Source organism: Campylobacter sp. BCW_6461, assembly GCF_001762735.1.
GTDB classification, from domain to species: Bacteria; Campylobacterota; Campylobacteria; order Campylobacterales; family Campylobacteraceae; genus Campylobacter_D; species Campylobacter_D jejuni.
On sequence record NZ_MJXJ01000012.1, the window covers coordinates 45,321 to 57,364 of the forward strand.

At 29.6% G+C, this 12,044-nt stretch carries 11 protein-coding genes; 6 read left to right on the forward strand and 5 right to left on the reverse strand.

All coding sequences use genetic code 11. The annotated features are described in order from the left end of the window. Positions 1-21: 21 nt before the first annotated feature. The 5 genes from AJ882_RS02535 to AJ882_RS02555 form a co-directional block, all read right to left on the reverse strand. Complete coding sequence (locus AJ882_RS02535; protein ID WP_002867115.1) at positions 22-1,203, reverse strand: replication-associated recombination protein A; 1,182 nt, start codon at positions 1,201-1,203, stop codon at positions 22-24. Next, entirely contained in the window at positions 1,203-2,330 is a 1,128-nt protein-coding gene (locus AJ882_RS02540; protein ID WP_002867116.1) for a hypothetical protein, read from the reverse strand. The genes AJ882_RS02535 and AJ882_RS02540 overlap by 1 nt, the downstream gene beginning before the upstream one ends. 133 nt (positions 2,331-2,463) lie before the next feature. Then, positions 2,464-2,811: a hypothetical protein gene (locus AJ882_RS02545; RefSeq protein ID WP_002867117.1), complete on the reverse strand. Its 348-nt coding sequence runs from the start codon at positions 2,809-2,811 to the stop codon at positions 2,464-2,466. Between the two features lie 98 nt (positions 2,812-2,909). After that, complete coding sequence (locus AJ882_RS02550) at positions 2,910-3,482, reverse strand: YiiX/YebB-like N1pC/P60 family cysteine hydrolase (RefSeq protein WP_002825721.1); 573 nt, start codon at positions 3,480-3,482, stop codon at positions 2,910-2,912. A gap of 1 nt (position 3,483) precedes the next feature. Continuing rightward, the gene (locus AJ882_RS02555; protein WP_002867119.1) at positions 3,484-3,807 is read right to left on the reverse strand and encodes a DUF4878 domain-containing protein; all 324 of its coding nucleotides are present in this window, start codon (positions 3,805-3,807) and stop codon (positions 3,484-3,486) included. 243 nt (positions 3,808-4,050) lie between these two features. Here AJ882_RS02555 and AJ882_RS02560 point away from each other — a divergent pair, with 243 nt between their 5' ends. The 6 genes from AJ882_RS02560 (at position 4,051) to AJ882_RS02585 (ending at position 12,038) form a co-directional block, all read left to right on the forward strand. Continuing rightward, positions 4,051-5,397, forward strand: a complete 1,347-nt coding sequence (locus tag AJ882_RS02560) for a CitMHS family transporter (protein WP_002859390.1) — start codon at positions 4,051-4,053, stop codon at positions 5,395-5,397. A gap of 182 nt (positions 5,398-5,579) precedes the next feature. After that, complete coding sequence (locus tag AJ882_RS02565; RefSeq protein WP_072227264.1) at positions 5,580-7,577, forward strand: OPT family oligopeptide transporter; 1,998 nt, start codon at positions 5,580-5,582, stop codon at positions 7,575-7,577. A 73-nt stretch (positions 7,578-7,650) separates the two neighbouring features. Further along, positions 7,651-8,454, forward strand: coding sequence for an undecaprenyl-diphosphate phosphatase (locus tag AJ882_RS02570; protein WP_002854708.1), 804 nt, complete (start codon positions 7,651-7,653; stop codon positions 8,452-8,454). A 130-nt stretch (positions 8,455-8,584) separates the two neighbouring features. Further along, entirely contained in the window at positions 8,585-10,393 is a 1,809-nt protein-coding gene (thrS, locus tag AJ882_RS02575) for a threonine--tRNA ligase (protein WP_002867122.1), read from the forward strand. Continuing rightward, positions 10,390-10,908: a translation initiation factor IF-3 gene (infC, locus tag AJ882_RS02580; RefSeq protein WP_002851726.1), complete on the forward strand. Its 519-nt coding sequence runs from the start codon at positions 10,390-10,392 to the stop codon at positions 10,906-10,908. Before thrS ends, infC begins: the two co-directional genes overlap by 4 nt. A gap of 38 nt (positions 10,909-10,946) precedes the next feature. Then, complete coding sequence (locus AJ882_RS02585; RefSeq protein ID WP_002900789.1) at positions 10,947-12,038, forward strand: DNA adenine methylase; 1,092 nt, start codon at positions 10,947-10,949, stop codon at positions 12,036-12,038. Positions 12,039-12,044: the final 6 nt, after the last annotated feature.

Consider the following 12,044-nt stretch of genomic DNA (forward strand, 5'->3'; position numbering starts at 1 on the left):
TGTAAATTTTAAATAATAAAATTAAGCTTTATGGTTTTTTAATTTATATAAATTATCTAACAATTTTGCTTCTTCTCCTAAGCCCTTGCTATGATAAAATTTTAAATTTTTACTAAGATATTTTTGCTCTACCCAGCCACCAAAATCATGTGGATAAAGATAGTTTTGTTTTTCTTGATGATTGTTGTTAAGATAATTAGGTATTTCTAAAGCTTCATTATTTTTTACATAGTTTAAAGCTTCATTGATAGCTTTGTAGCTTGCATTAGATTTGATTGTGCTTGCTAAATAAACTACGCATTGGGCTAGGATAATTCTTGCTTCAGGATAACCTATATTTTTAACAGCCTCTAGAGTCGAAACCGCTAAATTTAAAGCATTTGGATCGGCATTTCCGATATCTTCACTTGAAAAAATCACCAAACGCCTAGCGATAAAATCCGCACTTTCTCCTGCATCAATAAGTCTTGCAAGATAATAAATAGCTGCATCAACGTCACTTCCGCGTAAACTTTTTATCATTGCACTTGCTAAAATATAATGTGTATCTTTTGAGCTAACACCTTCACTATTTATGGTGTTGCGAAGTTTTTTAAGATTTTCAAGACTGATATGTTTTTCATCTAAAACCAAGACAAATTCAAGCAAATTTAGCATAGCTCTTGCATCAGCACTTTTCAGTAGAAAATCTTTAGCTTCTTTATCAATACTAAATTTCATTTTTTCTTGTACACGCAAGAGTAAAGTTTCAAGTTCCTTTACCCCTAAAGATTTAAATTCAAAAAGCATGGAACGACTTCTTATACCAGAACTTAAAACAAAATAGGGATTTTCAGTGCTTGCGCCGATTAAAATTAAACGGTAATTTTCCATAGGAATTAAAAGCATTTCTTGTTGGGTTTTGCTAAGGCGGTGAATTTCATCAATAAAAATTAAAGGCTTATAAAGACTATTTTTATAATTATCTAAAATTTTTCTTAGTTCTTCGAGTTTAAAATTTCCTCCATCAAATTCATAAAAATCTAAGCCAAATTCTTTGGCTACAACTCTAGCAAAAGTTGTTTTTCCAGAACCTGCCGTTCCAAAAAAAATACTATGAGGAAGTTTTTGTAAAGCAGTAAATTTTTTGAAAATTTCTATAAGCTCATATTGTCCTAAAATATCATCAAAATTTTCAGGGCGAAAGGTCAAAGCTAGGCTCATTAATTTAAATCCATATTTGAAAATTCACTACCATTAATTTTTAGTTGAGGATTGGCTAAGCTATCATAAGATAAATTTAGAAAAAAGTTATTATTTTCTTTTAAAAAATATTGATTTAAACCTCCATAATCTTTTGTCCAAGGAAAAATTTCATCAGGCTCATCTGAACTGATAACTTGTAATTTTGCTTGATAAGAGTTGTTAATATTTAAATTGCCTTGTAGGCTGATATTTTGTTTATTTTTTTCAAGAATTAAATTTTGTATTTCTAGATCAAGATTTTTTTGAATAAAATGAGAGATATTGAAATTTGAGTTAAGAAATTTATTTATGGTTATATTAAATTTTGTTTTGTCAAAATTTAAATTCTGACCCAATAAAGATTTAAGATCAATATCAATTTCATTGGATTTTCCTTGTATGTTTAAGTTTATTGTTGAATTTTCTTCATTAAAATTTACTAGATTTTTGCTATAAAAAGAATTGATTTTATTGTTATCTAACACAAGATAATCAAAGTTGATTTGTTGTTGGCTTTTGCTAAATAAATTTAATTCATAAAATTGTACAGGATTGTTAAAAAATTGTTCGTAATTTAAATTTTGCAACACAAATTTAGTATAAAATTGAGAAAAATTAATCATATCAAAATGTATTTTAATGTTTTTAATTTCTAAATTTTTATTCATTAAAACTTCAATATATCCGCCGTTTATGATGGTATCTCCACCTTCATTGCTTAAATTTATATCTTTAATATTTAGAAATATTTTAGAGTTGTTATCGTGTAATTTGAGAGTAAAAGTTCCTAATTTATTGTTTTTTAACACTTTATCTAAAAAATCAAAAGGATTTGTAAAATTTCCTTTTATAATTTTATTTAAGAAAAAATAATTATTAAATTTAAGGTTGATTTTGGTTGAAAGCTGTGTATGAGAGTGATTTAAAGTAAAACTTCCTTTAGAGGTTAAAAAACCTTTTTTGAAGTAAATATCTGTAATTGTATAATCAGGATTGCTGTTTTTAATAAATTTATTAAATAAAAGTTCGTTAGTGTATCCTATATAAAATATATGAATAATAAAACCTAATATAAAACAAAAAACAATAAAAATCCATTTTTTCATTATTTGCCTTAGATGAAAATATAAGTGTTATTTTATAAATTGCTTGTTAAAAAAGAGTTTAAATTTTTATTTAAGAGTATGAAGTAGTTTGCCGAAGAATGATTTTTATAAATCCCTTGTTAAGGGATTTATATTAATAAGCTTTTTTATAACATTGAATTTCAATTTTTCTAGCTACTGGAATAGCCTGAGTATTTGGTGTAGCAGGTATTCCATAAGAAATTTTACTTTCTAAAAAATTTCCAACCTGTAAATCTTTAAAAGTTCCATCTTTATCTGTTCCAAAAATACCACAATCATCCATTTCTATTTCGGTATTTGGTAGAACTTTTATAGCCATTTGTCCGCCATAAATAGAGTCAATAAGCAAGGTTTTATTGTTATCATAAATTTGTGCAATAGTACCTTCAAGTTTTAGACTATCTGCAAAAAGCATTGAGCTAGCTAAAAGTGCTGATGCGAATAAAATACTTTTTTTCATAATTATTTCTCCTTAATGTAAAGTGATGACATTATAAAATTTTTAAGTGAAGTGAATGTGAAATTAAAAATTTTTGACTTTCATAAAATTAATACGCTTTAATTATTTTCAAAAAAAGCTTGTGGAAAAAGATATAAACCTTCATTAAAAGGAGCTTTGATTAGAGTATATTGAAGATGAAATGGGGTAATGGAGTTAATAGATTGTTCTAAAAAAGTAGTGCAGTAAAAAGCATCTTTATCTGTACTTATGATAAATTTTCTGCCTAAATGTTCCAAAGCTTTAGCAACTATTTTTTGTTTGGTTTTTTCATCAAATTTTAATCTTTTAATAGCAATTTTATGACTCAGTTTTAAAAAATCATCCATAGAGCTTAAGATAACTTGGTTTTTAGCATTTTTGTCATCATCTGTTGTAGCATGTATGAGTATAGTTGGAGAAGTTTTAACTACCATAGCGATATGAGAATAAGGGCTTTGACTTAAATTTTCTATTAAAAAACTTTCACTTCCTATTCCTGCACGAAAGACAAGATCACCTATTTCAAGAAAAGGTAGATAGGGTTTTTTGATGATTTGATTTGAAGGATTGGAATTTATAAAGAAACCCAAAATTCCAATCAATAAAAATAAAATTAAGAAAAAATATAAAATTTTATTTAAGTAAAACAAGCTATTTTCTATCTTTTTTAGCAAGAAAAACATTGCTGCTTTGATTATTATCATTGTTAAATAACACTAAAATTCTGATTTTAGCAGAATCTTTATTGATTGTTTTTTCTTCAATTTGAATATCTTTAACACCACCCATTCTTTTTGCTTTGGCTGCATTTTCAGCAACAACTTGAGTGATTTTATCACTAACAAATGTTTTTTCTTCATCGCTTTTAGCTTCGCTAAGATCAATGTAACTCATAACAGATTTAGTATTACCACTGTAAAGATCTTTTGTAAAATTTTTAGCTAAATCTTCAGGATTTGAAGAACCGCAAGCCACTAAAAAAAGGCAACTAAAGCCAAGAAAGAAAGTTTAAAAAATTTCATTTTTTTCTTTTGATAGTATAAATTAAAATATTCATAATTATAGCAAAATAATTCAAAATTATTTTTTTATTCTTGTTTATAATGGTTACATTAGAAAATATATTTTTTTTAAAAAGCTATAAATTTAAACACATATAAGTTGGAGTTAAAATATCCTATTTTATTATCGAATAAAAATGATACAAAAGGATAGGATATGGAAATTTTTTTAGCTTTATTGGGTTTTTTCTCGTTAGGATTGATAGTTTGGCTTTTGCTAAAAGATTATACTACTCCAGCATTAGCTTTTATAAGTGTAAGTATTAGTGTAGCTTGTATTTTACTTATTCTTGAACGGCTTGGTTTTGGCGTGGGTGTAGCTTTAGGGGTTAAAGGAGGTGTTTTTGATATTAAAACATTGGTTGTTTTTATTAAAGATGGAGTCAAAAGCGTAACGGATACGGCAGCTTTGTTTGTTTTTTCTATACTCTTTTTTAGTGTTTTAAATGCAAGTGGTTTTTTTACTAAAATTTTAAATGCATTTTTATCAAAAATGAAAGCTAATGTATATCAAGTTTGCATTCTTACTGTTTTTATTGCTGCTGCTGTGCATTTAGATGGTTCAGGTGCTTCTACTTTTCTTATTGTAATACCTGCATTATTACCTATTTATGAGCGTTTAGGTATAAGAAAGACTTCAATGTTATTGATTATTACTTCGGCTATGGGGGTTATGAATGTTATTCCTTGGGGTGGTCCTACTTTAAGAGCGGCTACTAATATAGGAATGGATGCAAATTTGCTTTGGCACCATATTATACCTATTCAGATTGTAGGTTTGGTATTATCCCTTCTTTTGGCAATTTGGATTGCTAAGATAGAAATAAAAAGAGGTGCAGGCGCAGGTAACTTGTCTGGAATAAATTTAAATATAGAAAAAAGCGAACACCATAATGAAAAATGGTTTTGGTTAAATTTACTTGTAGCTATTGGAGTTATTGGGCTTTTAATTAGCGGTATTATTCCTAGTTATATTTGCTTTATGATAGGACTTGCAATAATTTTACCGCTTAATTATCCTAATTTAAAAACAGCTAAAAAAGTTTTAGATCGTGCAAGTGGTGGTGCAATGCTTATGTATATTACTTTAATTGGTGCTGGGATATTAATAGGCGTATTTGATAAAAGTGGTATTATGGAGAAAATGGGTGTTTTGATTTTAAATTTTGTTCCAGATTATTTAGGCGCTTATATTCCTTTGATGGTAGGGATATTGGCTGTTCCAATGGCAATTATTTTTTGTACAGATTCTTATTTTTATGGAGTGATGCCTATAGTTTTGAGTGTAACTAAGGCTTTTGGCGCTGAACCTTTGACTATAGCTATTATCATGGTGATAGCAAGAAATTGTGCGACATTTATTTCTCCTGTTGTGCCTGCAACTTTGCTAGGTTGTGGTTTAGCAGAGGTTAATATTAAAGATCATATCAAAAGAAGCTTTTTTTATATATGGGGTATAAGTATTATTTGCTTGATTTTTGCTGAGGTAGCTGGGATAATATAATTAAAATAAAAGAACTTTTGATTTTTCAATGATTGGTTCATTGTTTTATGATATTTTTGAGTCAAAAATTTATAAAAATATAAGCGTTTTTTTGTATTATTTTATTTTGCTTTAGAGAAAAATTATAAATTTAAACTTATAAGAATATTTTTTAAGTTGAAAGTAAATTTTAAAACGGAGAAATGATGTACAAAAAACAAAATTTACCAGAACTTACCTTAAGGGGTTTGATTTTGGGAAGTATTTTAACTATTATTTTTACAGCTTCAAATGTATATTTGGGGTTAAAAGTGGGACTTACTTTTTCATCATCAATTCCAGCTGTGGTCATCTCCATGGCGGTTTTGAGTCTTTTTAAGACTTCAAATATTTTAGAAAATAATATGGTTCAAACTCAAGCTTCAGCAGCAGGAACTTTATCATCAGTTATTTTTGTTATCCCAGGGCTTTTTATGTGTGGGTATTGGAGTGAATTTCCACTTTGGCAAACTTTTATGATATGTCTTTGTGGTGGCGGACTTGGAGTGCTTTTTACTATACCATTAAGAAGGACTATGGTGGTTGAAAGCAAGCTTGCTTATCCTGAAGGTAGAGCTGCAGCTGAAATTTTAAAAGTAGCCAATAAAGATCAGAGTAGTAAAAAAGGAAAACAAGGCATTAAAGAAATAGCATTAGGCTCTTTTATAGCTGCTATTTTTAGTTTGTTAAGCAATGGTTTTAAACTCGCTGCAAGTGAGAGTAATTTTGCTTTTATTTGGAATAAAATGGCTTTTGGTTTTTCTATGGGATATTCTTTGGCACTTTTAGGGGCAGGTTATTTAGTTGGTTTAGCAGGTGCTATAGCTCTTTTTGTAGGTATGTTTTTAGCTTGGGGTATTTTTACTCCCTATCTTTCAAATTTTGAATTCGATAGTGCAAAAAATGCCGTAGATTTAGCTTCTAGTGTATGGAGTTCTAAAGTAAGGCTTATAGGAACAGGAGCTATTGCTATAGCAGCGCTTTGGACTTTAATAGAACTTTTAAAACCCGTTATTGAAGGTATTAAAGAAATTGTTAAAAATGTTAAAATTACCAATCAAGAAAAAAATGAAAGAACAAATATAGACCTTTCTTTAAAAAGTATTTTTATACTTTTTGTTTTAATGGTTGTGGGTTTATTTATTACTTTTTATAGTTTTGTTGAAGATGCTAACTTAAGTATTTATTATCAAATGCTATTTTCATTTGTTGGAACTTTAGTTTCTGTTTTAATAGGTTTTTTTGTTGCAGCAGCTTGCGGATATATGGCAGGACTTGTAGGATCTTCTTCTAGTCCTATTTCTGGAATCGGACTTATTGGTGTTATTATTTCTTCTATTGTTTTTTTGGTTTTAGGTGTGGAACTTTTTCAAGATCCTATGCTTTCTAAATTTGCAGTAGCATTAGCTATTTTTACTACTAGTGTTATTTTAGCTACAGCTGCTATTTCGAATGATAATTTACAAGATTTAAAGACAGGACATTTAGTCGGAGCTACTCCTTGGAAACAACAAGTTGCTTTACTTGTAGGCTGTGTTTTTGGTGCTTTGGCTATAGTTCCTGTTTTAAATTTGCTTTATCAAGCCTATGGTTTTGTCGGAGCAATGCCAAGAGAAGGTATGGATGCTTCATCAGCTTTAGCAGCACCGCAAGCAAATTTAATGAGCACTATCGCCCAAGGAATTTTTCATCACAATATAGAGTGGGGTTATATGGCTTTTGGTGTATTTGTAGGAATTTTAATGATTATTATAGATAAAATTTTAAAAGGAACACAGAAAATGTCTTTGCCGCCTTTAGCCGTTGGAATAGGTATTTACCTTCCCCCTGCTGTAAATATACCTTTAGTTATAGGCGGAATTTTAAAATATATTGTAATGCAACACTTGACTAAAAAATATGCAAAAAATTCTCATAAAGAAGAAAAACTTGCAAGTTGTGAGCAAAGAGGCACGCTTTTTGCTTCAGGGCTTATAGTGGGTGAAAGTATTTTTGGGGTAATTATCGCAGGAATTACTGTATTTTCAGTAAGTATGGGTGGTAGTGAAAATCCTTTAGCTTTAAATTTAGCAAATTTTCATGATAGCGAGCTTTTCGCACTTATCTTTTTTGTGGGAGTTGTATTATATTTCATTAAGCGTATTGTTAAAAAAGATGCTTAATTTTTGGGGTTAAAACCCCATTTAATCCATTCTGATATAATTTTTCTTTTGCAATTATCATTCAAGGATTAAAATGGAAAATTTATATGCTTTAATACTTGGAATTATAGAAGGTCTGACTGAGTTTTTACCTATTTCTTCAACAGGACATATGATTTTAGGTACGACTATTTTAGGTATCGATATAGATGAGTTTTGGAAAAGCTTTTTGATTATCATCCAGCTTGGTTCTATTTTGGCGGTCATTTTTGTATTTTGGCGTAAATTGTTTCAAGGGCTTGATATTTGGTTAAAACTTGCAGTTGGATTTTTTCCTACCGGAGTTATAGGGCTTTTTGTGGCAAAATACTTAAATGCTTTATTTAATGGTTGGGTTGTGGTTGGAATGCTCATTTTTGGCGGTGTTGTGTTTATTCTTATAGAACTTGCACATAAAAATAAACAATATCGTATCAATTCTTTAGAAGAAATAAGTTTTAAACAAGCTTTTTGCATAGGTATTTTTCAATCTTTAGCCATGATTCCTGGTACTTCAAGAAGTGGAGCAAGTATTATTGGTGGACTTTTGCTAGGATTTAATAGAAAAGTTGCGGCTGAGTTTAGTTTTTTGCTTGCCATTCCAACGATGATTATCGCTACAGCTTATAGCATTTATAAAGAGCCTGAGCTTCTTAGCAATGCAAATTCTTTAATTCCTTTAGGCATAGGTTTTATCACTGCTTTTATTGTTGCAGTTTTAGTTATAAAATTTTTCTTAAAATTTATTTCTAAATTCGACTTTATCCCTTTTGGAATTTATCGTATTATTTTAGGATTTGTTTTCTTTTATTTGTATTATAGTGGGATTTTAAATGCTGGAAGTGAATTTAAGCTATAAATAAATATTAAATTTATTCTAAGATTTTTTTAAAAATAAGCTGAATTTCAAAAATAATTAAGTCTTAGAAAGTTAAAATTAGAACTTTATAAACACTCACAGGGTAAGTGAGCGACAAAGGGTTAAAAATATGGAAAAAGAAGTTATTGCGTATTTGGACAATGAGACGATAATTGACTCTCAAAGTGTGAAAAATACAAATTTAAAAGAAATTTATTTTGATAATTCTAAAGAAAGTTTAGAAGTGATACGCCATTCTTGTGCGCATTTGATGGCACAGGCGATTAAGAGCTTGTATCCTGAGGCTAAATTTTTCGTTGGTCCTGTTATAGAAGATGGATTTTATTATGATTTTCGTGTAGAAAGTAAGATTGGTGAAGAAGATTTAGTAAAAATTGAAAAAAAGATGAAAGAACTTGCTGAAGCAAAGATTGAAATTTCAAAATATGAAATCACAAAAAACGAAGCTTTGGCTAAATTTCAAAATGATGATTTAAAACAAGAAGTTTTATTGCGTATTCCTGATGGAGCTGTAAGTATTTATAAACAAGGTGAATTTGAAGATTTGTGTCGTGGTCCTCATGTGCCAAATACGAAATTTTTACGCTTTTTTAAACTCACTCGTGTTGCAGGAGCGTATTTGGATGGCGATGAAAAAAGAGAAATGCTTACTCGAATTTATGGGACTGCTTTTGCAGATAAGGAAAGTTTAAAAGAGTATTTAACCATTATTGAAGAAGCTAAAAAACGCGATCATAGAAAGCTTGGAACAGAGCTTAAACTTTTTACTTTTGATGATGAGATCGGAGGAGGCCTTCCTATCTGGTTAAGTAATGGTGCAAGACTTAGATCTAAACTTGAACATATGCTTTATAAAATTCATCGTTTGCGTGGTTATGAGCCTGTGCGTGGGCCTGAGCTTTTAAAAGCAGATGCATGGAAAATCAGTGGGCATTATGCAAACTATAAAGAAAATATGTATTTTACACAAATTGATGAACAAGAGTATGGTATTAAGCCTATGAACTGTGTGGGGCATATTAAAATTTATCAAAGTGATGTAAGAAGCTATCGTGATTTGCCTTTGAAATTTTTTGAATACGGCGTAGTGCATCGTCATGAAAAAAGTGGGGTTTTGCACGGACTTTTTAGAGTGAGAGAATTCACTCAAGATGATGCACATATTTTTTGTATGCCAAGTCAGATTAAAGAGCAGGTTTTAGAAATTTTAGCTTTTGTGGATAATTTGATGAAATTATTTGATTTTAGCTATGAAATGGAAATTTCAACTAAACCTGAAAAAGCCATAGGTGATGATGAAATTTGGGAAGTGGCGACTAAGGCTTTAAAAGAAGCTTTAGATGAACAAGGTTTAAAATACGGCATCGATGAAGGTGGCGGGGCTTTTTATGGGCCAAAGATTGATATTAAAATCACTGATGCTTTAAAAAGAAAGTGGCAATGTGGAACTATACAAGTAGATTTTAACCTGCCAAGTCGTTTTAAACTTGAATACACTGATAGTGATAATGAAAAAAAACAACCTGTAATGTTGCATCGTGCGATTTTAGGTTCTTTTGAAAGATTTATAGGAATTTTAACCGAGCATTGTGCGGGTGAGTTTCCATTTTTTATCGCACCAACTGCGGTGGGTATAGTGCCAATAGGCGAAGCACATATTGCTTACGCAAAAGAAATTCAAAAAGAATTATTAGAGCTTAATATCGATAGCGAGGTGTATGAAAAAAATGAGAGCTTAAGTAAAAAAATTCGTATCGCTGAAAAGCAAAAATTACCTATGATTTTAGTTTTAGGCGATGATGAGGTGGCAAAGCGTAGCGTTGCTTTAAGAGATAGAAGAGCTAAAGAACAAAAAAATCTTAGCTTGGACGAATTTATTAAATTAGTTAAGGAGAAAATGAGTGAGGTACACTTTTGAGTAAAGAAAAAGAAGTATTGCTCAATGAAGAAATAAGAGCGGATGAAATCAGATGTGTTGGCGATGATGGCAAAGTTTATGGTATTATCAGTAGTGATGAAGCTTTAGAAATTGCAAATCGTTTAGGACTTGATCTTGTAATGATAGCTGCAGATGCTAAGCCACCTGTTTGCAAGATCATGGACTATGGTAAATTCCGTTATCAACAAGAGAAAAAACAAAAAGAAGCAAAGAAAAAACAAAAAGTGATTGATATAAAAGAAATCAAACTTTCTGTAAAAATTGCTCAAAATGATATTAATTACAAGGTAAAACATGCTTTAGAATTTTTAGAACAAGGTAAGCATGTGAGATTTCGTGTGTTCTTAAAAGGACGTGAAATGGCAACTCCTGAAGCAGGTGTAGCTTTGCTTGAAAAAATTTGGACTATGATAGAAAATGAAGCTAATCGTGACAAAGAGCCAAATTTTGAAGGTCGTTATGTAAATATGCTTGTAACTCCTAAAAAGGCTTAATCCACTTTTGTGGATAAGGCTTTTAAAGGTTTTAAATTTTGAAAGAAAATCCTTCTTTTTTAAAAGAGCAAATTATAACTTATCTTGGAAATAAAAGAGCACTTTTAAGTTTTTTAAATAAGGGCTTTAAGGTAGCTAAAAAAGAACTTGGTAAAGATAAATTTAGTTTTTGTGATATATTTAGTGGCTCAGGTATTGTAAGTCGCTTTGCAAAATCGCATTCAAATTACATTCTAGCAAATGATTTAGAAGATTATTCAAGAATAATAAATGAGTGCTATTTGAGTAATTTAAATGATGATTTAGAAAAAGATATTAAATATTATTATGAAAAATTGTTAAAAAATTTAGAGCTTAAAGAAGGTTTTTTAGCTAAGCTTTATGCCCCAAAAGATGATTTAAATATAAAAGCAAATGAAAGGGTTTTTTATACATACAAAAACGCTTGTTATTTAGATAGTGTTAGAGCAAAAATTGAAAATGAAATTCCACAAGAATTAAAACATTTTTTTATAGCACCTTTAATTTATGAAGCTAGTGTGCATTCAAATACTAGTGGAGTTTTTAAAGGTTTTTATAAGGGTAAGGATGGTATCGGAAAATTTGGAGGAGAAGCGCAAAATGCACTTAAACGCATTAAAGGAGAAATAGAGCTTAAAATCCCTATTTTTTCAAATTTTTCTTGTGAATTTGAAGTGATGCAAAAGGATGCAAACATGCTTGCAAAAGAACTTGATTTTTTTGATGTAGTGTATCTTGACCCCCCTTATAATCAGCACCCTTATAGTTCTAATTATTTTATGCTAAATTTAATTGCAAATTATAAAAAACCTGAAGAAATTTCTAAAATCAGTGGCATTCCAAAGGATTGGAACCGTAGTACTTTTAATAAGTCAAAATTTGCCCAAGATGCTTTATTTGAACTTATTAATGATTTAAAAGCAAGAGTGATTTTACTTTCTTATAATTGTGAAGGTTTTGTAAAAAAAGAAATTTTTTTAAAGCGCTTAAGCACTCTTGGAAAATGCCGGATTTTAGAGCAAAAATATAATACTTTTAGAGCTTCTCGCAATCTTAAAAATCGTAATATCCATCTTCATGAACAACTTTATATTTTAGTTAAAAATTAAATTTTG

What these genes read in the sequence shown, in the direction of transcription:
- thrS (WP_002867122.1), top strand. Translation starts at nt 8,585, where the DNA reads ATGGAAAAAGAAGTTATTGCGTATTTGGACAATGAGACGATAATTGAC.
- AJ882_RS02540 (WP_002867116.1), bottom strand. Translation starts at nt 2,330, where the DNA reads ATGAAAAAATGGATTTTTATTGTTTTTTGTTTTATATTAGGTTTTATT.
- AJ882_RS02570 (WP_002854708.1), top strand. Translation starts at nt 7,651, where the DNA reads ATGGAAAATTTATATGCTTTAATACTTGGAATTATAGAAGGTCTGACT.
- AJ882_RS02560 (WP_002859390.1), top strand. Translation starts at nt 4,051, where the DNA reads ATGGAAATTTTTTTAGCTTTATTGGGTTTTTTCTCGTTAGGATTGATA.
- AJ882_RS02535 (WP_002867115.1), bottom strand. Translation starts at nt 1,203, where the DNA reads ATGAGCCTAGCTTTGACCTTTCGCCCTGAAAATTTTGATGATATTTTA.
- AJ882_RS02565 (WP_072227264.1), top strand. Translation starts at nt 5,580, where the DNA reads ATGATGTACAAAAAACAAAATTTACCAGAACTTACCTTAAGGGGTTTG.
- AJ882_RS02545 (WP_002867117.1), bottom strand. Translation starts at nt 2,811, where the DNA reads ATGAAAAAAAGTATTTTATTCGCATCAGCACTTTTAGCTAGCTCAATG.